We start from the raw sequence: 21,078 nt of genomic DNA, 5'->3' as shown, positions 1-21,078 counted from the left end.
CCCGGGGGCGGCGACCGCTCAGGCGGTGGCGGGCGCGGCGGTCGGCTCGACCAGCTTGTGCTTCATCTTGTGGTCGAAGACGAACGGGCCGAACGGCGGGATCGCCGCGATGAACGCGAGCAGCGTGGTCTTGTTGTCCCACGACAGTTTGGTCCGCACGTCCATCATGGCCAGCAGGTACAGGATGAACATGACCGCGTGCAGCAGGCCCAGCGGCATGACCAGGTTGATGTCCGAGATCCGGCTCAGCAGCGAACCGAAGACGAGCAGGAGCAGGAACGACGTGCCCTCGGCGATGGAGATCACCTTGAAGCGGCCGACAGCGGTGGAAAGCATGGGGATCCTCGGGGGAAGCGGGTTCGAAACGGGCTGACCCGAGCCGACCGACACATGCCGGGCCGGCCTCGGACGGGGCGAACGGCTCAGGCGGTGGCGGCGGCGGGCTCGCGCTCGCGGACCGCCTCGACGGCCTTGCGCTCGGCGTAGAACGACGCGAGCGGGATCGTGCCGGCGACCATCATCAGCAGCATGCGCTCGAACTTCCACTTCATCTTGCTGCTGAGGTCGAAGGTGACGACGAGGTAGACCATGAACAACAAGCCGTGGGCCTGGCTGACGTACAGCGTCGCCTTCTCGCCCGTGTCGAACCCGTACTTCAGGACCATGCACAGGCACAGGACCAGGAGCATGCACCCGGTGATCCAGGCCATCACCCGGTAACGGGTCAATACGACAGGCTTCACGGCGGCACCTTCGGTAACGGCGGCATCGACGACCTCGTCGACCGCTTTTCACAATGGCGCATGCAGCTTACGTCGCCGGCACCGGGGTCCCCGAATCCGCCCCCTCCCCACCGATATGTGCCCGCTACGCGCCCGCCGTGTCGCGCACCGAACCGGCCGGCGCCTGCGCCGATGCCGCCTCACTCCCGGCCGGCGTCTCCTCGACACGGAAGTCGCCCGCGTCCACCCGCAGCACCCGCAGCAGGTCGAAGAGCTGGGCGCACTGTTCGGGGGTGTACGCGCCGAGCCCGAACTCGCGCGCGGTCAGGTCCCGGGTGGCCCGCTCGGTGACGTCGCGGCCCTTGTCGGTGATCACCGCGAGCACCCCCCGCCCGTCGCGCGGGTTGGGCCGGCGGGCGACCAACTCGGCCTGCTCCAGGCGGTCGATCGTGTTGGTCACACTCGTGGGATGGACCATCAGCCGCTCGCCGATCCGGGACAGCGGCAGCGAGCCGGTCCGGCTGAAGGTGAGCAGTACCAGCGCCTCGTAGCGGGCGAAGGTCAGCCCGTACGGCTTGAGCACCGCGTCGGCGCCCGCGAGCAGGATCTGCTGGGCGCGCATGATCGAGGTGATCGCGACCATCGGCGGGCACTCCCCCCAGCGCTCTCGCCAGTGCTCGTCGGCACGCGTGATCGGATCGAAGGGGAGATTCAGTGGCTTCGGCACGGGCCGAGCGTAGTGGAGGTTACCCATCGGTCACGTGGCTGTCTCACGTCTTGCGCATACCCCCGCGTGTATACGCGGGCGCGGCTCGCACACCCGCCCGCGCGGCGCGCCGGGGACCCGCGCACAACCAACAGGTCATTCAAGTTTCAACTATCTTCGGTATTCTCGTTACATGACCGAAGCCGAGCCCAGGTGGCTGAGCGATGAAGACCAGTGCGTGTGGCGCCAGATCATCGCCGTGATCAACATGCTGCCGCCGCGGCTGGAGCGCGAGCTCCAGCGCGAGCACGGGTTGTCCCTGCACGACTACCAGATCCTGGTCCGGCTCTCCGAGCACCCGGACCGGGAGGTACGGCTGAGCGATCTCGCCGAGGCGACCCAGCAATCGAAGAGCCGGCTCTCGCACCAGATGACCCGGATGGAGAACGCCGGCCTGGTCGCGCGCCGCAACTGTCCGACCGACCGGCGCGGCGCCTTCGCGGTCCTCACCGACCAGGGTTGGCGCGTGCTCGAGGCCGCGGCACCCACCCATGTGGAGAGCGTCCGCGAGCACCTGATGGACGTGATGACCGCCGATCAGAAGCGGATCGTCGGCGAGGCGTTCGGCGCGGTGGCCGAAAAGCTCCGCCCGGCCGCCCGCGCCACGGCCTGTCCATCCCCGAAGCAACCCTGAACCACCCCCGGCCCGCCGAACACCCAAGCCGAGCCCGCACCGAAAACGGCACCACATCCGGCCCGTCCGGCGTTCGAGGACGACGCTCCGAGCCCGGCCGACCCCACGCTCGGGGCCGACCCATCAGCCCGTCCGGCGTTCGAGGACGACAAGCCGAGGTCGGCCCACAGCGCCTCAGGCCCCCAGCCCCGCGATCAACTCGTCCGCGGCCGCGTACGGATCCAGATCCCCGGAGAGCACTCGCGCCGCGAGCGCGTCGAGCCGAAGGCCGTCCCGCAGATCGCCGATCCGCGACCGCAGCGCGGTGACCGCGATCGCCTCGACCTCGTCCGCCACCCGGCGCCGTCGGCGCCGGGTCAGCTCGCCACCGGCCTCCATCCAGGCGCGGTGCTTCTCCAGCGCCTCGACCACCTCGTCCACGCCCTCGCCGCGCGAGGCCACCGTCTTGACGATCGGCGGACGCCAGTCCCCCGGCCCGCGCGCCTCGCCCAGCGACAACATGTGCCCGAGTTCGCGCGCCGTGGTCGCCGCGCCGTCCCGGTCCGCCTTGTTGACCACATACAGGTCGCCGATCTCCAGGATCCCGGCCTTGGCCGCCTGGATCCCGTCCCCCATCCCGGGCGCGAGCAGCACCACCGTGCTGTCCGCCATCGAGGCGATCTCCACCTCCGACTGGCCCACGCCGACGGTCTCCACGATCACCACGTCACAGCCCGCCGCGTCCAACACGCGCAGTGCCTGCGGGGTGGACCAGGACAGCCCGCCCAGATGCCCGCGCGAGGCCATCGAGCGGATGTACACCCCGGGGTCGGTCGCGTGGTCCTGCATCCGCACCCGGTCGCCCAGCAGCGCGCCGCCGGAGAACGGCGAGGACGGGTCCACCGCGAGCACCCCGACCCGCCGGCCCAACCTGCGGTAGGCACTCACCAGCGCGGTGGTGGACGTCGACTTGCCCACGCCGGGCGATCCGGTCAGCCCGATCACGTACGCGTTGCCGGCCAACGGCGCCAACGCGGCCATCACCTCGCGCAGCTTCGGCGACGCGTCCTCGACCAGCGAGATCAACCGGGCGACCGCCCGGGGCCGACCCTCTCGGGCCTGGGCCACCAACGTCGCGACATCCATCCCCGACCTCATGCGCCACCGCTTCCCTACTCGGATATGCCGAAACGACCCCGGAGTCGGCGCGGCCGCACACCGGGGTGCGGGCCACGCGACTCCGAGATCGTTTCAGGTGGGTGGGGCGTCGTGAACCGCCCGGTCGCCCGCGTCGCCTCGGCCCCCGCCCGCGCCCGGCACGGCGACCGCTGGGCTCAGTTGCCCGGGACCGTCAGGATCAGCGCGTCGCCCTGGCCGCCACCGCCGCACAGCGCCGCCGCGCCGGTGCCGCCGCCGCGTCGCTTGAGCTCCAGCGCCAGGTGCAGCACCACGCGGGCGCCGGACATCCCGATCGGGTGGCCCAGCGCGATCGCGCCGCCGTTGACGTTGACCTTGTCGGTGCCCACCCCGAGGTCGCGCATCGACTGCACGGCCACCGCGGCGAACGCCTCGTTGATCTCGATCAGGTCCAGGTCGTCGACGGTCAGGCCCTGCTTGCCCAGCGCGTGCTTGATCGCGTTCGAGGGCTGCGACTGCAGCGAGTTGTCCGGGCCCGCGACGTTGCCGTGCGCGCCGATCTCGGCCAGCCACTCCAGACCCAACTCCTGGGCCTTGGCCTTGCTCATCACCACGACGGCGGCGGCGCCGTCGGAGATCTGCGAGGCCGACCCCGCGGTGATGGTGCCGTCCTTGGTGAACGCCGGCCGCAGCTTGCCCAGCGACTCCGCGGTGGTGTCCGGGCGGACCCCCTCGTCGGTGGCGAACACGACCGGCTCGCCGCGTCGCTGCGGGATCTGCACCGGCACGATCTCGGCGTCGAAGACCCCGTTCTTCGCGGCGGCGGCGGCCCGCTGGTGCGACAGCGCGGCCACCTCGTCCTGCTCCTGGCGGGAGATGTCGAGCTTGCCGTTGTGGTGCTCGGTCGACTCGCCCATCGGGATGTTCTCGAACGCGTCGGTCAGGCCGTCGTAGGCCATCGCGTCGAGCATCTCGATCGCGCCGTACTTGAAGCCCTCACGGGATTTCGGCAGCAGGTGCGGGGCGTTGGTCATCGACTCCATGCCGCCCGCGACCACGATGTCGAACTCGCCGGCGCGAATCAGCTGGTCGGCCAGCGCGATCGCGTCCAGGCCGGAGAGACAGACCTTGTTGATCGTGAGCGAGGGCACGTTCATCGGGATGCCGGCCTTCACCGATGCCTGCCGGGCGGGCATCTGCCCCGCGCCGGCCTGGAGCACCTGACCCATGATCACGTACTGGACCTGGTCCCCGGTGACGCCCGCGCGCTCGAGCGCGGACTTGATCGCGATGGCGCCGAGGTCGGTGCCGGAGAAGCCCTTGAGGGATCCGAGCAGACGGCCCATGGGGGTGCGGGCCCCCGCGACGATGACAGAACCGGCCATGAGGGTGGCCTCCACAACTTGATGGTCGGGGTGCCATCGCCAGGCGGCCCGGGCGACGTGCGGCATCCCCGCGACGGACGTGAGGTTGTTCCGGAACCTACCCGCAAGGGCCGCGACCACGGCAGGGGGCTCCGATGTGACGGAACCCACCATCTCGGGCCACCCATACCGGGTGTGCTCTCACCCATAGTCTCGTTTCGACGGACCGGGTATCTACCCGCAGGTAACCCGGTTACTTCCCAGAGGCCTTTGGAGGCCATGGTGCTCACACGTATCGACCACATCGGCATCGCCTGCCACAACCTCGACGAGACGGTGGCGTTCTATCGGGCGACCTACGGCTTCGAGGTGTTCCACACCGAGGTCAACGAGGAGCAGGGCGTTCGCGAGGCGATGCTCAAGATCAACGAGACCTCGGACGGCGGCGCGTCCTATCTCCAGCTCCTGGAGCCCATCCGCGAGGACTCCACCGTCGCGAAGTGGCTCGCCAAGAACGGCGAGGGCGTGCACCACATCGCCTTCGGCACCGCCGACGTGGACGCCGACGCGGCCGCGATCAAGGACAAGGGCGTCCGGGTGCTGTACGACGAGCCGCGCCGTGGTTCCATGGGTTCGCGCATCACCTTCCTGCACCCCAAGGACTGTCACGGTGTGCTCACCGAGCTGGTGACCTCGGCCGCGAACCCCGCCGCGGAGCACTGACCGCCCACGTCACCGCACCGAGCGCCCGGCCCGCGCCATCGCGCCCGGCCCCGCCGCCTTCCCGGGCACCCGCCCGACCACTGCGACCCTTCGTGAACCGACACATCGTCAAACGAGTGGCGGAGTTCCTGCGACTCCGCCTCTTGTCGGCTTTGTGCCGACCGCCTAACGTTACCAGCGGGTAAGTTCAGCGAAGTTCAGCAATCCCTCATGTTGTCTCATGCTTCAACCGCCGACCCATGGAGGCCGACGATGAAGGAGATCCTCGACGCCATCCTCGCGGGGGACACCCCCAAGGAGGCGTACGCAGCGCTCCCGCTTCCCGACTCGTACCGCGCCGTCACCGTCCACAAGGACGAGGAGACGATGTTCGAGGGCATGGAATCGCGGGACAAGGATCCGCGTCAGTCGCTGCACGTCGAAGACGTGCCGCTGCCCGAACTCGGCCCCGGCGAAGCCCTCGTCGCCGTGATGGCCAGTGCGATCAACTACAACACCGTGTGGACCTCGCTCTTCGAGCCGGTCTCCACCTTCCGCTTCCTGGAGAAGTACGGCCGCAACTCGGACCTGACCAAGCGGCACGACCTGCCCTACCACGTGGTCGGCTCCGACCTCGCGGGTGTCGTGCTGCGCACCGGCGCGGGCGTGAACGCCTGGAAGCCCGGCGACGAGGTGGTCGCGCACTGCCTGTCGGTCGAGCTGGAGAGCGCGGACGGGCACGCGGACACCATGCTCGACCCCGAGCAGCGCATCTGGGGCTTCGAGACCAACTTCGGCGGTCTCGCGCACATCGCGCTGGTCAAGAGCAACCAGTTGATGCCCAAGCCGGCACACCTGTCGTGGGAAGAGGCCGCCTCGCCGGGCCTGGTCAACTCGACGGCGTACCGCCAGCTCGTCTCGCGCAACGGCGCGGGCATGAAGCAGGGCGACAACGTGCTGATCTGGGGCGCCTCCGGCGGCCTGGGCTCGTACGCGACCCAGTTCGCCCTGGCCGGCGGCGCGACGCCGATCTGCGTGGTGTCCTCCGAGGACAAGGCGCAACTGTGCCGGGACATGGGCGCAGAGCTGGTGATCGACCGCCGGGCCGAGGACTTCCGGTTCTGGAAGGACGAGCGCACCCAGGACCCGCGCGAGTGGAACCGGCTCGGCAAGCGCATCCGCGAACTCACCGGCGGCGAGGACGTGGACATCGTCTTCGAGCACCCGGGCCGGGAGACCTTCGGCGCGTCCGTGTACGTCACCCGCAAGGGCGGCACCATCGTGACCTGCGCGTCGACGTCGGGTTACATGCACGAGTACGACAACCGTTATCTGTGGATGAGCCTGAAGCGCATCGTCGGCTCGCACTTCGCCAACTATCGGGAGGCGTGGGAGGCGAACCGTCTGGTGGCCAAGGGTAAGATTCACCCGACGTTGTCGCGCACCTACGCTCTGGAAGAGACCGGCCAGGCGGCCCGGGACGTCCACCGGAACCTGCACCAGGGCAAGGTGGGCGTACTGTGTCTCGCACCGGAGGAGGGCCTGGGGGTTCGGGACGCCGAGATGCGATCGCGGCATATCGACGCCATCAACCGCTTTCGTAACGTCTGACGGCGGTCCCTGGATCTGAGACCATTCTCCCTGGTAGTCAATGCGGTACGGGCGGTTCCGGATGTACATACGGGGTCGTGTCGTCACCAACCGGTCGGAAACGGCCGATATGCAGTACTGAAACGTACGCGGCCAGGGGATGGAGTGGGACCCCACAGTGCGGGGCTACGACCGCTACCAAGTCGACGAGCACCTCGAAGTACTCGACGACGAGATCAAGCGGCTGAAGAAGGAGCGCGACGACACCGTCGCACACGCGGAGGACCTCGGCTATCAGGTCGAGGTTCTCCGCGCGAAGCTGCATGACCTTCGCCGCCAACTCGCCACGCCCCGATTCGACAGCATCGGCGGCCAGGCCGAGCAGATGCTGCGCAACGCCCAGTTGCAGGCCGACCAGGTCCGCGCGGACGCCGAGCGCGAATTGCAGGAGTCGCGCGCGACCACGCAGCGCCTGCTCCAGGAGGCCGCCGCGCGCTCCGCCCGGCTGGAGGCCGACTGGCAGGCCGAGGTGATGGAGCGCCGCCGGCGCCTGGACGAGGAACTGACCCAGGCCCGCCAGGCCACCGAGACCCGGGTCAACGAGAACGTCGCATGGGCCGAGCAGTTGCGCGCGCAGGCCGAGGAGCGCTCGCGCCAACTCGTGGACAACGCCCGCGCCGAGGCCGAGCGGATCGCCGCCGCCGCGCGCGAGCAGGCCGCCGGCACCAGTGAGAGCACCCGCGCCGAAGTCGAATCGCTGCTCTCCCGCGCGCAGGGCGACGCGGACCGGGTGATCGCCGAGGCCAAGGCCCGGGCGAGCGCGGCCGTGGACCAGTCCGAGCAGTTGCGCACCGAGACCCGAACCCGCGCGGAGAGCCTGGTCGGCGACGCCCGGGTCGAGGCCGCCCGGATCATCGGCGAGGCGCGCTCCGAGGCCGAGCGGGTCACCGGCGAGGCCGGCGCCCGGGCCCAGGGCGCCTCCGAGAACACCGCGAAGCTGCTCGAATCCGCCCAGTTGGAGATCGAGCGCCTGCGCGCCGAGGCGGCCGGCGAGGCGGACCGCCGCCAGGCCGAGGCGCAGCGCCTGCTCCAGAGCGCCGAGGCCGAGGCGAGCGAGAAGCTCGGCAAGGCCGCCGGCGAGGCCGAGGCGTATGTGGGCAAGGCCCGTGCCGAGGCGGACAAGCTCACCGCCGAGGCCCGTGCCGCCGCCGAGCGGCTGCGTGCCGAGGCACTCGCCGAGGCAGACCGGCTGCGCGACGAGGCACGCGCCGAGGCCGAGGCGCTGCGCACGGACACCCGCGCCGAGTTGGACACCGCCCGCGAGGAAACCCTGGCCCGGGTCGACGAGTTGGAGGCCGGGGCGCGCGCGGAGATCGAACGCCGCCGGCAGGAGGTGGACCGACTGCGCGGCGAGGCGCAGCAGTTGCTCACCAATGCCGAGGCCGGCGCCGCCGAGCGCCTGGAGACCGCCGCCCGTGCCGCGGACGACCTGATGGCCAAGTCCCGGTCCGAGGCGGAGCGGGTACAAAGCGAGGCCCGTACCGAGGCGGACGAGTTGCGCGCCCGCGCGCAGGCCGATGCCGAGGCGGTGGAGACGCGCACCCGCGAGTCGAGCGATCGACTCGCGAACGAGGCCCGCGAGTACGCGGAGCAGTTGCGTGCCAAGGCCGCCGAGAGCGCCGAGGAACTGCTGGAGGCGGCCCGCGCCGACACCGGAAAGCTGCGCGAGAAGGCGGTCGCCGACACGCACCGTCTGCGCGAGCTGACTCAGCGCCAACAGGCCGAGGCCGTCGAGGAGTTGCAGCGCGCCCAGGACGAGGCGCAAAACCTGCGCGCCGAGGCCGCGGCAGCCGCCGAGCAACTGCGCGAGGAGTCGAGCGCGCAGGCGGCGGAACGGGTCGAGGCGGCCCGCGCCGAGGCCGAGCGGGTGCGCACCGAGGCGGCGGAGAACGCCGGTCGCGCGCACGCCGAGGCCGAGGAACTGGTGGCCAAGGCCCGCGCCGAGGCCCAGAAGGCCGGCGCCGACGCGGCCCGCGCGGCCGAGGAGCTGATCCGCTCGGCCGAGCAGGCCGCGACCGAACTGCGCGATCAGGCGGTGGCGCGCGCCGAGGCGATGCGCGCCGAGGCCGAGCGCCAGACCGCCGAGCTGCGCACCCGCACCGAGGAACTGCGGGCCCGCGCCGAGCAGTCCGCCACGGATGCGGAGGCCGCGCTGGACCGCGCCCGGGCGGACGCCCAGGCCACCATGGAGCAGGCCCGCGCCGAGGCCGGCGCGCGTACCCAGTCGGCCGCGGTCAAGGCCGACGAACTGATCGGCAAGGCCCGCGAGGAGGCCGAGAAGGTCCTCACCGACTCCCGCGAGGAGGCGGACGGCATGCGCTCGGCCGCCCGCCGGGACGCGGCCTCGATGCGCGAGGAGGCGGAGACCGAGTCGCGCACGCTGCGCGAGGAGACCGAGGCCACCGCGCTGGCGGTCCGCGAGGCGGCGGAGAACGCGGCCCGCACGCTGCGCGAGGAGAGCACCGAGCAGGCCCGCACGCTGCTGGCCGACGCGGACGCGGACGCGACCCGGATGCGCACCGAGGCCGAGACCGCCGCGCAGGCGCTGCGCGAGAAGACCACCAATACCGCGCGCTCCGTGCTGGAGCAGGCCGACGCGGAGGCCGAGCGCATGCGCACGGAGGCCGAGACGGCCGCCCGAACGCTGCGCGAGGAGACCACCGAGACCGCGCGCTCCGTGCTGGAGCAGGCGCACGCCGAGGCCGAGCGCATGCGCACCGAGGCGGAGGAGGCCGCGCACACGCTGCGTGCCGAGACCGCCGCCACCGTGCGCGCCGCGCTGGAGAAGGCCGAATCGGACGCCGCGCGGGTGCGCGCCGAGGGCGAGGAGACCGCGCTCGGCATCCTCGAGCAGGCCGACAGCGAGGCCCGCACGCTGCGCCAGGAGGCGACCGCCGCGCTGGCCGCGGCCAGGTCCGACGCGGACGCGACCCGGGCGCAGGGCGAGACCGACGCGGACCGGGCCCGGTCCGAGGCGCAGGCCGCCGCCCGGGCGCTGCTGGAGCGGGCCGAACGCGATGCGGAACAGCTGCGCACCGAGGCCGAGACCGCGGCCCGCACACTGCGCACCGAGGCCGCCGAGGCACTGGACGCCGCGCGTACCGAGGCGCAGCGCCTGCACACCGAGGCGACCGCGACGCTGGCCTCGGCGAACCGGGACGCGGGCACGCTGCGCGAGGAGGCGGCCGCCGCGCTGGCGGAGGCGACGGCGGAGTCCGAGCGCATGCGCGGCGAGGCGGAGACCGCGGCGCTGACCCAGCTGGAGCAGGCCGACACCGACTCCGCCCGGATGCGCGAGGAGGCCGAGGCCGAGGCGGCCCGGCTGCGCACCCAGGGCGCGCAGGCGCTGGAGGAGGCCCGCGACGAGGCGGCCGAGCTGCGCGATCGCACCAAGGCGCGGGCGCGCGAGTTGCTGGAGAAGGCCGAGGCGCGCGGCACCGATCTGCTGGAGAGTGCGACCACGCAGGCCCGGCTGGCCAAGGAGGACGCCGCGCGCGCGGTGGCCGAGGCCCAGGCCGAGGCGGAGGCGGTACGCGCCGCCGTGGTGGGTATCGAGGACGCCGCCCGCGAGGAGTCGGACCGGCTCACCGCGCTCGCCGAACGCGATCTGACCAAGGCCCGCGACGACGCCGAGACCACGCTGGTGCGCGCCCGCGCGGAGGCGGATGCCACGGTCACCGCGGCGCGCAAGCACGCCGAGCGGATGAAGTCCGACTCCGACCGGGAGGCCGAGAAGACCCGAACGGCCGGACGGGAAGCGGCGAACAAGGAGCTGCGCGAGGCCGAGGAGGCCGCGACCGCGCTGCGCGAGCAGGCCCGCGCGGAGCTGGACCGGGCCGCCAACGAGGCCGAGGATCTGCTGATCCGGGCCAAGGGCCGGGCCACCGAGATCGTCGGCGCGGCCGAGCGCAAGGCCGAGCAGCGCGTCAACGAGGCGAACGAGGCGGCGAACCGCCTGATCGCCGAGGCCGAGGCCGAGGACGAACGCCTGCGCGCCGAGGCGACCGCGGTGATAGAGAAGGCGCGCGGGGACTCGGACGCGATGATCAGCGAGACCCGCCGGGACACCACCGCCACCCGCGAGCGTTCCGACAAGGAGGCCGAGCAGGTCGTCGAACGTGCCCGCCGGCAGGCCGCGGAGGGCCTGAAGCAGGCCGGCAAGCGGGTCGACGACCTGGTCGCCGCAGCGGAGGAACAGGTGAGCGAGGCCCGCGTGGACGCCGAGAAGATGAAGGTGGTCGCGGCGGAGGAAGCCGAGCGGATTCGTGACAAGGCCGGTTCCGAGGCGGATAGGGTACGGATTGCCGCGGTGAAGAAGGCCGAGGCGTTGCTCTCGGAAGCGGAACAGCGTCTCGCCGACGCCCAGAAGGGCGCGGACGACCTGCGGGCGAAGGTGGCCGAACAGGTGGCCGCCGCCCAGCGGGAGGCGCAGGCGGTCCGTCGCAAGACCGCCGCGGATGCCGAGAAGGTTCTCGACGAGGCGCGGAAGGAGGCGGAGCGACTGCGCACCGAGGCGCGCAAGGACGCCGACCGTCATCGCGCCGACGGACAGCGCAAACTCGACGAGTTGAACCGCAGGCGCAAGGACATCACCGCCGAGATGTCGCGCGTGCAGGGCGTGTTGGACGCGCTCGCCGCTCCCGCGGGCCTCGCCTCCGGCAAGGGCAACTCCTCGTCGGGCAAGGGCCCCGCGGCGAAGGGTGCCGGTTCGTCGTCATCCGATTGAGCGATGCCGGCCGGTTCTTATCCCCCGGTCAGGTCGATGCTCCGCCCGATTCGTGCCAGGATTCCACCCGTCACCTCATTCACCGCACCCGTCATACGACAGGAACCCCATGAGCGACACTAACTCTCCGCACGGCTTCGACATCGTCCGCCGTGGGTACGAGCGTTCGCAGGTTGACGACCGCATCACGAAGCTCGTGTCGGACCGTGACAGCGCGCTCGCGAGGATCTCGGCGCTGGAGAAGCGGATCGAGGAACTGCACCTCGAAAGCCAGAACGCGCAGGCTCAACTCGCCGACGCCGAACCCTCCTACGCCGGTCTCGGCGCCCGGGTGGAGAAGATCCTCCGCCTCGCCGAGGAAGAGGCCAAGGACCTGCGCGAGGAAGCCCGCCGCGCCGCCGATCAGCACCGCGAGTTGGCCGAGGCCGCCGCGCAGCAGGTGCGTTCCGACGCCGAGCAGTACGGCAAGGAGCGCAAGGCCAAGGCCGAGGACGAGGGTTCGCGGATCCTCGACAAGGCCAAGAGCGACGCCGCGCAGCTTCGTGGCGAGGCGGCCAAGGACGCGTCGGCCAAGCGCGAGGAGGCCGAGGCCCTCTTCGAGGAGACCCGGGCCAAGGCCGCCCAGGCCGCCGCGGACTTCGAGACCAACCTGGCCAAGCGCCGCGAGCAGTCCGAGCGCGACCTGGCGGCCCGTCAGGCCAAGGCCGAGAAGCGCCTGTCCGAGGTCGAGCACCGGGCCGAGCAACTGCGCCTGGAGGCGGAGAAGCTGCGCACCGACGCCGAGCGTCGTTCGCGTCAGACGATCGAGACGGCGCAGCGCCAGGCCGACGACATCGTCGCCGACGCGCGTGCCAAGGCCGACCGGATCCGCTCGGAGTCCGAGCGCGAGCTGGCCGCGCTGACCCACCGTCGGGACAGCATCAACGCGCAGCTCACCAACGTGCGCGAGATGCTGGCGACCCTCACCGGCGCGGCCGTCGCCGCCGCGGGTGTGAGCATCGATGACGACGACGACAAGATGCCGGGTGTACCGGCACAGCAGAGCCGCTGACCCTCTCTCGGGGGGCATCGGTACGGGCCGTAGGGGCCGGTTTCGGCGGCCGGGCGGCGGACGGGTTCCACGAGGACCCGCCCGCCGCCCGGCCGCATTTTCATGACGCGATCTCGGGGCGCGCGCCGATCGCGCGCGCCGCGCCGAGTCGGCGGATCCGAACGGGTGGACGAGGAGCAACGGGGCATGGGTCGACTGGGCAACATCTGGCCGCGGCGCAGATCGGGGGCGCCCGCCGGCGGTACCGCCCCGGATCCGGGCGCGGGGGTGGACGGGGCCGCTCCCGACGCACCGCCCGCGGCCGGTGCGGACGCGGCGGCTCCTGCCGATCCGGGCAAGCCCGGGACCGCGCCGACGACTTCGACCGACGAACCGGCGCCCGCGCGGGTGCCCGCCCAGGTCGCGTCGGCGCAGCCCGGCTCGGCGGCCGGCGCGTCGGGCTCGGGCCCGGCGGCCCCGGCCGGCGACGACACCGGGACCTCCGTACCGGTCCCGGCCGACGCCAAGGCCCCGGCGTCCGCTTCGACATCGGCCTCGACACCCGCCTCGGACTCGGGCTCGGACTCGGACTCGCCCACGGTCGAGCCGTGGACCGGGATCGGCTCGCGATTCGGCGATCCGGGCCGGCCGCTGCATCGGTCGTCGCCGTTCTATATCGGCTTCATCGGCGGACTCGGGCTGATCACCGCGTGGTTCCTGGCCCAGGCCGTGATGGGCATCCAGCACGTCCTGATCATCATCCTGATCTCGTTCTTCCTCGCCGCGGGCCTGAACCCGTTCGTCGAACGGCTGGAGCGTCGCGGCCTGCCCCGGCGCTGGGCGGTGTGCGCGGTGGCGCTCGGCTTCGTGATCGTGGCCGCGGGCTTCGTCACCGCGATCGCCCAGCCCCTGGTCGAGCAGACCTCGAATCTGATCAACTCGATCCCCGACAGCCTCACCGAGCTGCGCAACAACGAGAGATTCCGCAAGCTCGACGAGAAGTACGACATCGTCACCCGGGCCAAGGACTGGGCGGCCAACGCCAAGACCGCGGAGAACGTGGCGGGTGGGCTCTGGGGCTTCGGCAAGATGGTGCTGACCTCGGTGTTCGACACGCTCACCGTGATCGTGTTGACGCTGTACTTCCTGGGCGCGCTGCCCAGCATCAAGGAGCACCTGTACAACCTGTTCCCGAAGTCGCGCCGACCGCGGGTGCGGCTGCTCGGCGACGAGATCCTGTCGGGCATCGGCGGATATGTGAACGGCGCGCTGATCGTGGCCAGTTGCGCGGGTCTGTCCTCGTTCATCTTCCTGATGATCCTGGGCAACGACTACGCGCTGCCGCTGGCCCTGGTGATCGCGTTCACCGACCTGATCCCGATGATCGGCGCCACCATCGGCGCCGCGGTGGTGTCGCTCGTGGTCTTCTTCGACTCCCCCGGCAAGGCGCTCACCTGCGTGATCTTCTTCCTGGCCTATCAACAGTTCGAGAACTACCTGATCTATCCGCGGGTGATGAACCGCGCGGTGAACGTACCGCCGGCGATCACGGTGATAGCGGCGCTGGTCGGGGGCGCGCTGCTCGGGGTGACCGGGGCATTGCTCGCGATTCCGATCGCGGCCGCCGTACTGCTCATACTTCGCGAAGTGGTCACACCTCGACAGGATCAGGCGTGAGCCTGTCAATCGTCCTCGAGGATGATGCTGCGGGACTTCCCTCGAACTCGTGACCCAGCACGGGCCCGACGCGCGGCGGCCGTGCTCGGCGGCGATTCGGCCTAAGCTCGAACCCTTCACAGACTCATGCACCGAAACCATCCTGGGAGTGCGGCAACAGATGATCGAAGCGAGAGGGCTCACCAAACGCTACGGAAACAAGCTGGCGGTGGATCAGCTTTCCTTCCAGGTGCGTCCGGGCTCGGTGACCGGCTTCCTCGGCCCCAACGGTGCCGGCAAATCGACCACCATGCGGATGATCCTCGGGCTGGACGCGCCGACCGGCGGCAACGTCACGGTCAACGGCCGCCCGTACGACCACGTCCAAGCCCCGCTGCGGGAGATGGGCGCGCTGCTGGACGCCAAGGCGATGCACGGCGGCCGTACCGCGTACAACCACCTGCTGTGCCTCGCGCAGAGCAACGGCATCCCCAATCGCCGGGTGGACGAGGTGCTGGGGATGGTCGGCCTGACGCAGGTCGCCAGGAAGCGCGCGGGCGGCTTCTCGCTCGGCATGGGCCAGCGGCTGGGCATCGCCTCGGCGCTGCTGGGCGACCCCGGCATCCTGATGTTCGACGAGCCGGTCAACGGGCTCGACCCCGAGGGCATCCTGTGGATCCGGAACCTGATGAAGCAGCTCGCTTCCGAGGGCCGCACCGTGTTCGTCTCCAGCCACCTGATGAGCGAGATGGAGGTGACCGCCGACCACCTGATCGTGATCGGTCAGGGGCGGATGATCGCCGACACCTCGATGCGCGACTTCATCGAGACCAACTCGCAGTCCTTCACCGTGGTGCGCTCGCCGCAGGTGGACCGGCTCAAGCCGCTGCTCCAGGGCAAGGGGGCGACGATCACTCCCGACCAGGCGGTGCCCGGTTCGTTCCGCGTGCACGAGCTGCCCCCGACGGTGATCGGTGACCTCGCCGCCGAGCACGGCATCGCGCTGCACGAGTTGTCGCCGCGCTTCGACTCGCTCGAAGAGGTCTACATGCGAATGACCCAGCACAGCGTGGAGTACCGCGCCGGGCTGCCGGGCGGTCCGCCGCCCGGATGGGGTCCGCCCGGGATGGCACCGCCGCCCGGTTATCCACAGCAGGGTGCTCCGCAGTTCGCCGGCCCGGCCGGTTATCCACAGCAGCAGGGTGCGCCCGGCGCACCGTGGGGAGCCCCCGCCGGGGCGCCGCCCGCCGGTGCCCCGTCCCTGTCCAAGCCGCAGTCCAACGGAAGCGAGGGCTGAGCGATGGCGCAGAACACTCCGCCCCCCATGCCGCAGGGCCAACCGCACGTGATGCCGCAGGCGCAGATGGCCGCGCCGCAGCAGACCCAGCAGTTCCCGCCGCCGGGGCAACAGGCGCAACAGCAGTTCCCGCCGCCCGGTCAGCAGGCGCCGTACCCGCCGGTCCAGCAGTTGCAGGTCGGCGGGCAGGTCGGCGGCGGCAACGCGGGCTTCGGCCGGGTGCTGCTGTCCGAGTGGACCAAGATCCGCACGGTCCGCTCGACCATGTGGACGCTGGTCGTGATGGTGCTGCTCATCCTCGGCCTGGGTGTGCTGCTCGCCGGCACGGTCAGCCCGGATGCCGACGACGACTACGTGAGCATCGCGCTGATCGGCGTGATCGTCGCGCAGCTCGCCGCCGCGACGCTGGGTGTGCTGACCATCTCCGCCGAGTACACGACGGGCATGATCCGCACCACGCTGACCGCGTACCCGCGCCGGCTCCAGGTGCTGGCGGCCAAGGGTGTGGTCTTCGCCGGCCTGATGTTCGTGGTCGGCGTGGTCACGATGGGCCTGACCGCCGTGCTCGGCAAGGCGATGCTCACCTCGCGGATCGGTGACTCCACCGCCGAGGTGGACCTGTTCCGCAGTGTCGTCGGCGGTTCGCTCTACCTGGCCGTGATCGGTCTGTTCGGGCTGGGCCTGGGCGTGCTGCTGCGGCACTCGGCGGGCGCGATCACCGCGCTGATGGGCGCCATCCTGCTGCCGATGATCATCGGCCCGTTCCTGCCGCAGTCGGTCGGCGAGAAGGTCATGGAGTACTCGCCGATGTTCGCCCTGGGCAAGCTGATCGGCGGTGGTGGCGACGACGGCGGTCCGGGTCCGTGGCCCTCGCTGTTGCTGATCGCGGCGTACGCGGCGCTCGCGCTGATCGCGGGCGGGGTACGGATGCGTTCGCGCGACGTGTGACCCGTCCGGTCCGGCGGTTTGCCTGACCATTCGTCAAAAATGTTGGTCCGCATACCGAAAAGGTCTCGCTCGACAGTCGTCGGGCGGGGCCTTTCGGCCGTTTTCGGGGCGACTCGCGCAACCACGGAAGATACATCCGGAGATAGTCCGACGATATGCTCACGTCCCATGTATGGGCAGGGGGATCCAGGAACACCCAACGCAGCGGACGCGGCATCTGTGCGCGTCCCCGCTCCCGTTCACCAGAGCCGGCGCTCGGGGGGCGGACTGGCGGCCGGGCTCGGTTCCGCGGCGGCCGTCTTCGCGTTGGCGGGGATCGCCACCGCCGTCGTCCTGCTGGGCAACTCCGAGACGGTGTGGGAGTCGGTGCTCGCGGGCACGCTGCTCACCACCGCCGTCGCCCTGTCCTCGATCGCCGCGTGGTTGCGCCATCGGGTCTCCGAGCGGCGGATCGCCCGACTCCGTGAGCTGACCGTGCGTCAAGCCGCGGAGAGCGCCCGGCTGGAGGCCGAACGCGCCCGGCTGGAAGCCGAACACGACGAGCTGTTGCGCGGCCGCGCGGCGCTCGCCGACGAGGAGACCCTGATGCGCGGCCGGGTGCACGACGTGTTCGTGAACCTGTCGATGCGCACGCTGACCCTGGTCGAGCGGCAGTTGGACCTGATCGAGAAGCTCGAACACGGCGAGGACGAACCCCAGCGGCTCCAGGACCTGTTCCGGCTCGACCACCTCGCCACCCGGATGCGCCGCAACAGCGAGAACCTGCTCGTGCTCGCGGACGCGGACGAACGGCGCGGCCGGCGCCCACCGATCCCGCTGCTCGACGTGGTCCGCGCCGGCGTCTCCGAGATCGAGCGCTACGAGCGGATCGACGTCGGCCACGTACCGCGCGCCGACGTACTCGGGCGCACCGCCGACGACGTCGGCCACCTGCTCGCCGAACTCCTGGAGAACGCCGCCGCGTACTCGGCGCCCGAGTCCCGGGTGGAGATCGGCGGTTGGACGCTGGAGAACGGCGAGGTCGTGTTGTCGGTGGACGACAACGGGATCGGCGTACCGGCGGACCGGCTCACCGAGTTGAACTCGCAGATCGAGCGGGACAGCGCCGAGGAGGAGGCCGCCAGTGGCGGCGGCCTGGGCGTGTTCGTCGTCGGCCGGCTGGCCCGCCGACACGGGATCAGGGTGCAACTGCGCCCGCGCCCGCAGGGTGGCCTGAGCGCGGTCGTGGTGATCCCCGCCGCGGCCTTCCACGGTCAGGGCCCCTCCCCCGCCGAGTTCTCCGCCGAGCGCGACCGGGAGCAGGAGCGCGAGCGGGACCGGATGGCCATCCCGGGCGTGGCTCCCGGCGCGCGGGCGATCCCGCCGGGCGCGGCCCGACTGGCGCTGCCGTCGGCCCGACCGGTCGGTGCGAACCCCGCGCCCGCCGTCGCGATCGAGCCCGCCGCGGCGACCCGGGTCACGCCCGCGTCGCGCGGTCCGGTGGTGCCGCGCGAGGACGCCGCGCCGCCGGCCCGGACGCCGAAGGGGCTGCCCAAGCGCACGCCGGCGGCCAACCCCGAGCCGGCACCGGACGAGGCGGCGGCCAAACTGGTCGCGCCGGGTGCGCTGTTCCCCGCGGTCGAGGCGCTGATGGGCGAGGACGGCGCCGAGGCCCCGCCGCCCGGGACGACCCCGAAGGCCGCTTCGAACTCCTCCGACGGCTCGCACGGCTCGGATGCCTCGAACCCCTCCGCGGCTTCGAACGGTTCGACCACGTCGCCCGCTTCGACCACATCGGCTGCCTCGACCGCTTCCGCCGCCGCGAATGCCCGGGACGTGCCGCGGGTCGCGCCGCCCGCCCGCCGTACCGCGGCCGCCGAGCCGCGGGCGCGGTCGGCCGCGCCCGCGAAGCCGCAGGCGGCCGCGAGCGGGGACGGAACGGGGCCCGCCGTCTCCTCGGTCGGCCGGACCCGGCGCGGGCTGCCCAAGCGCCTCGTGGCGGGCGACAACAGCGGTGCGATGCGCATCGTGCCCCCCGCGGAGGCGTCCCGGGACACCGGTACGCTCTCCGCCGCCGAACTGCGCAGGCAACTGACGGGCTTTCAGGAAGGTCTGGAGGCGGCCCGCCGGGAGGGCGACACGACCGATCCGGTCGGGTCGTCCGACGAAGAACCCACCTTCCCGCCGGACGCGCGGGAGGAGACAGGAGGTGGAGACCGGTGACCGGGTCGAATGGCACCACGGCACGCGATGTCGACTGGCTGGTGGCCGGCCTCGCCGGGGATGTCCCGGGGGTCCGCGAGGTCGTCCTGGTCTCCTCCGACGGCCTGATGCTGGCCAGCGCGCGCGGCCCGGACGCGGCCGCCGCGGCGGAGGACGCCGAGGAACAACTCGGCGCGATCGTCAGCGGCCTGGTGGCCCTGGCCGAGGGCACCTCGCGCGTGCTCGACATGGGCGCGGTCCGCCAGGAGATCGTCACGATGGCCGAGGGCTACGTCGTGGCGATGTCGATCAGCGACGGATCCTGTCTGGGCGTACACGCGGGCGGGTCCGCCGACCTCGGCGTGATCGCCTATCAGATGACCTCGTTCGTACGGCGCGCCGGCCACGTCCTGACGCCGGCCCTGCGCGCACAGATGCACCAGGACCGTGGAGGTGGTCGCGTTGGCTCCTGACGGCGGTTTTTCCGACTACGACACCGAGCGGGGATATCCGACCAGACCCGAACCGGGCGGTCGCACCTCGCGGGTACGCCCCTACACGCTGACCCGAGGCCGTACCCGTTACGGCCACGTACTGCTGGTGGAGACGCTGGTCACCACCCTGGACTGTCCGCAGGACGGCACGGGCGACATGCCCGAGGTCGCCAGGATCGTGCACCTGTGCCGAGGGGTGCGCTCGGTGGCCGAGGTGGCCGCGATCCTGCACATGCCGCTCGGCGTGGTCCGGGTCCTGATCAGCGACCTGGCCTCGCAGGGCCGAATCAGCGTGTACCAGGCCGAGCACGAGGCCGGCCGCCCCGATCGCGCGCTGCTGGAGAGGGTGCTCGGTGGACTACGCAAAATTTGATCTGGGTGGGACCGGCGGGCTCGGCGACGAGGTTCCGGCCATCCCGCTGCCCGCGGCCGGCGCCGGTGGTCGACGGATCGGCGAGGGACCGCCGATCACCTCGACGAAGATCGTCGTCGCGGGCGGCTTCGGGGTCGGCAAGACCACCCTGGTCGCGGCCGTCTCGGAGATCCCGCCGCTGACCACCGAATCGGTCATGACGGTGCTCAGCGAGGACGTCGACGACCTGTCCGGCCTGCCGGAGAAGCGCACCACCACGGTCGCGATGGACTTCGGCCGGATCACCCTGGAAAGCGACCTGGTGCTCTACCTGTTCGGCACCCCGGGGCAGAACCGGTTCTGGTTCATGTGGGACGACCTGGTGCGCGGCGCGGTGGGCGCGATCGTCCTGGTGGACACCCGGCGGCTGGAGGACAGCTTCCCGGCGGTGGACTACTTCGAGCGATCGGGCATTCCGTTCGTGGTCGCGGTCAACCTCTTCGACGACGCGCCGCGCTATCCGGAGGAGGACCTGCGCGACGCGCTGTCGATCAGCCCGCGCACGCCGATGACCGAATGCGACGCGCGGGTGCGGGAGAGCGCGGTGGACGCCCTGGCCGAATTGGTCGTGCACGCGCTGGACCTCACCCCGTAGGGACGGACGACACCTCGGAACCCGTGGACGGCGACCTCACCCTGCGTGCGATCGGGCACGTGTCCGGCCCGCGTGGAACTCGTGGACGACCACCGGGGGAACGTGTCCTCGGTGATCCGCCTGGACGCCGGGCGGTTCGGGCCCGGAGGCGCTCGCCGGCCCGGACGAGTTCTCCCACCCGGAGGTGGTCTTCCACTTCCACCGGGTGCCGGACGAGGCGATCGAGACCGGCGCCCGCCGCCCACGCGGCAAACCGGACCGGCCCCTCGTCGGCATCTTCGCCCAACGCGCCGCGACCGCGTCCTGGCAGCGTCACCGAGACCACGAATGCCGCTAGACCTACCACTGGACCTACACCCTGGCCCGCTCCACCGCCGTGACTTCCCTCGAAGAAACCCTCATGCGCTCCATGGCCGCCCGTCCGGAAGGCTCCCGCCCCCTCTCGACGTGTACTCCGGAATCCGCAAGCCCTCCGAGCTCCTCACCCCGGGAGTCCTCGCCGAGCTTCTCGCCCGCACCCTGCTCCGCCCGGGCGTGAACCGGGCGGCGGTCCTGCGCACCGCCCTCTCCGAAGCCCGCGAACAACCGGGCACCCGACGGGATCTGCGCCGGCAGCGAGCACCACGCCCATGACCGGGGAAGCCCCACCACCACCGCTCGTCCGCAATCGGCGCCGGGCAGGCTCCGACACACGGGTCGAGCCACCCCGGGCGGCTCCACGCCTGGCGGAAGTTCGGCGCCGGGACCGGTCCCCGGGTCCCGAGGGTCGGTCCCGGCGCCGAACC

18 protein-coding genes are annotated in these 21,078 nt (G+C 71.6%); 13 read left to right on the top strand and 5 right to left on the bottom strand.

What is annotated here, in order from left to right; all coding sequences use genetic code 11:
* Window positions 1-18: 18 nt before the first annotated feature.
* The 3 genes from ACZ4FV_RS35270 to ACZ4FV_RS35260 form a co-directional block, all read right to left on the bottom strand.
* Entirely contained in the window at window positions 19-336 is a 318-nt protein-coding gene (locus ACZ4FV_RS35270) for a DUF3817 domain-containing protein (protein WP_395873453.1), read from the bottom strand.
* Between the two features lie 86 nt (window positions 337-422).
* Window positions 423-743, bottom strand: a complete 321-nt coding sequence (locus ACZ4FV_RS35265; RefSeq protein ID WP_395873454.1) for a DUF3817 domain-containing protein — start codon at window positions 741-743, stop codon at window positions 423-425.
* A gap of 124 nt (window positions 744-867) precedes the next feature.
* Window positions 868-1,449, bottom strand: coding sequence for a MarR family winged helix-turn-helix transcriptional regulator (locus ACZ4FV_RS35260; protein WP_402230646.1), 582 nt, complete (start codon window positions 1,447-1,449; stop codon window positions 868-870).
* A gap of 172 nt (window positions 1,450-1,621) precedes the next feature.
* Between ACZ4FV_RS35260 and ACZ4FV_RS35255 the strand changes: the two genes are divergently transcribed.
* Complete coding sequence (locus tag ACZ4FV_RS35255) at window positions 1,622-2,122, top strand: MarR family winged helix-turn-helix transcriptional regulator (RefSeq protein WP_395873456.1); 501 nt, start codon at window positions 1,622-1,624, stop codon at window positions 2,120-2,122.
* Between the two features lie 174 nt (window positions 2,123-2,296).
* Here ACZ4FV_RS35255 and meaB read toward each other — a convergent pair whose 3' ends face one another.
* Entirely contained in the window at window positions 2,297-3,247 is a 951-nt protein-coding gene (gene meaB / locus ACZ4FV_RS35250) for a methylmalonyl Co-A mutase-associated GTPase MeaB (protein WP_402230643.1), read from the bottom strand.
* Window positions 3,248-3,435: 188 nt separating this feature from the next.
* Complete coding sequence (locus ACZ4FV_RS35245; protein WP_395873458.1) at window positions 3,436-4,623, bottom strand: acetyl-CoA C-acetyltransferase; 1,188 nt, start codon at window positions 4,621-4,623, stop codon at window positions 3,436-3,438.
* 261 nt (window positions 4,624-4,884) lie between these two features.
* Here ACZ4FV_RS35245 and mce point away from each other — a divergent pair, with 261 nt between their 5' ends.
* The 12 genes from mce to ACZ4FV_RS35185 all read left to right on the top strand — a co-directional run bounded on the left by mce (window position 4,885) and on the right by ACZ4FV_RS35185 (window position 20,926).
* Window positions 4,885-5,325: a methylmalonyl-CoA epimerase gene (gene mce / locus ACZ4FV_RS35240; RefSeq protein WP_395873469.1), complete on the top strand. Its 441-nt coding sequence runs from the start codon at window positions 4,885-4,887 to the stop codon at window positions 5,323-5,325.
* Window positions 5,326-5,577: 252 nt separating this feature from the next.
* Entirely contained in the window at window positions 5,578-6,915 is a 1,338-nt protein-coding gene (ccrA, locus tag ACZ4FV_RS35235; protein WP_402230641.1) for a crotonyl-CoA carboxylase/reductase, read from the top strand.
* Window positions 6,916-7,072: 157 nt separating this feature from the next.
* Complete coding sequence (locus ACZ4FV_RS35230; protein WP_402230638.1) at window positions 7,073-11,680, top strand: hypothetical protein; 4,608 nt, start codon at window positions 7,073-7,075, stop codon at window positions 11,678-11,680.
* Between the two features lie 109 nt (window positions 11,681-11,789).
* Window positions 11,790-12,731: a coiled-coil domain-containing protein gene (locus tag ACZ4FV_RS35225; RefSeq protein WP_020555437.1), complete on the top strand. Its 942-nt coding sequence runs from the start codon at window positions 11,790-11,792 to the stop codon at window positions 12,729-12,731.
* A 165-nt stretch (window positions 12,732-12,896) separates the two neighbouring features.
* Window positions 12,897-14,387, top strand: a complete 1,491-nt coding sequence (locus tag ACZ4FV_RS35220; protein WP_402230635.1) for an AI-2E family transporter — start codon at window positions 12,897-12,899, stop codon at window positions 14,385-14,387.
* A 160-nt stretch (window positions 14,388-14,547) separates the two neighbouring features.
* Window positions 14,548-15,663, top strand: coding sequence for an ABC transporter ATP-binding protein (locus tag ACZ4FV_RS35215; RefSeq protein WP_395865940.1), 1,116 nt, complete (start codon window positions 14,548-14,550; stop codon window positions 15,661-15,663).
* Between the two features lie 3 nt (window positions 15,664-15,666).
* Window positions 15,667-16,611, top strand: a complete 945-nt coding sequence (locus ACZ4FV_RS35210; protein WP_465324407.1) for an ABC transporter permease — start codon at window positions 15,667-15,669, stop codon at window positions 16,609-16,611.
* 306 nt (window positions 16,612-16,917) lie between these two features.
* Entirely contained in the window at window positions 16,918-18,813 is a 1,896-nt protein-coding gene (locus tag ACZ4FV_RS35205) for a sensor histidine kinase (RefSeq protein ID WP_465324405.1), read from the top strand.
* The gene (locus tag ACZ4FV_RS35200) at window positions 18,810-19,265 is read left to right on the top strand and encodes a roadblock/LC7 domain-containing protein (RefSeq protein WP_395865946.1); all 456 of its coding nucleotides are present in this window, start codon (window positions 18,810-18,812) and stop codon (window positions 19,263-19,265) included. Before ACZ4FV_RS35205 ends, ACZ4FV_RS35200 begins: the two co-directional genes overlap by 4 nt.
* Window positions 19,255-19,659, top strand: coding sequence for a DUF742 domain-containing protein (locus ACZ4FV_RS35195; protein WP_395865948.1), 405 nt, complete (start codon window positions 19,255-19,257; stop codon window positions 19,657-19,659). Before ACZ4FV_RS35200 ends, ACZ4FV_RS35195 begins: the two co-directional genes overlap by 11 nt.
* Before the next feature lie 40 nt (window positions 19,660-19,699).
* The gene (locus ACZ4FV_RS35190; RefSeq protein ID WP_395866498.1) at window positions 19,700-20,293 is read left to right on the top strand and encodes a GTP-binding protein; all 594 of its coding nucleotides are present in this window, start codon (window positions 19,700-19,702) and stop codon (window positions 20,291-20,293) included.
* Window positions 20,294-20,740: 447 nt separating this feature from the next.
* The gene (locus ACZ4FV_RS35185) at window positions 20,741-20,926 is read left to right on the top strand and encodes a hypothetical protein (RefSeq protein WP_402230629.1); all 186 of its coding nucleotides are present in this window, start codon (window positions 20,741-20,743) and stop codon (window positions 20,924-20,926) included.
* Window positions 20,927-21,078: the final 152 nt, after the last annotated feature.

The organism is Embleya sp. NPDC025285 (assembly GCF_055558835.1).
This window is presented reverse-complemented; position numbering and strand designations above follow the sequence as displayed.

Bases quoted from the DNA above. Each gene is read 5' to 3' on its own strand.
- ACZ4FV_RS35270 (WP_395873453.1), bottom strand. From the start codon at position 336: ATGCTTTCCACCGCTGTCGGCCGCTTCAAGGTGATCTCCATCGCCGAG.
- ACZ4FV_RS35255 (WP_395873456.1), top strand. From the start codon at position 1,622: ATGACCGAAGCCGAGCCCAGGTGGCTGAGCGATGAAGACCAGTGCGTG.
- meaB (WP_402230643.1), bottom strand. From the start codon at position 3,247: ATGGATGTCGCGACGTTGGTGGCCCAGGCCCGAGAGGGTCGGCCCCGG.
- ACZ4FV_RS35245 (WP_395873458.1), bottom strand. From the start codon at position 4,623: ATGGCCGGTTCTGTCATCGTCGCGGGGGCCCGCACCCCCATGGGCCGT.
- ccrA (WP_402230641.1), top strand. From the start codon at position 5,578: ATGAAGGAGATCCTCGACGCCATCCTCGCGGGGGACACCCCCAAGGAG.
- ACZ4FV_RS35225 (WP_020555437.1), top strand. From the start codon at position 11,790: ATGAGCGACACTAACTCTCCGCACGGCTTCGACATCGTCCGCCGTGGG.
- ACZ4FV_RS35215 (WP_395865940.1), top strand. From the start codon at position 14,548: ATGATCGAAGCGAGAGGGCTCACCAAACGCTACGGAAACAAGCTGGCG.
- ACZ4FV_RS35210 (WP_465324407.1), top strand. From the start codon at position 15,667: ATGGCGCAGAACACTCCGCCCCCCATGCCGCAGGGCCAACCGCACGTG.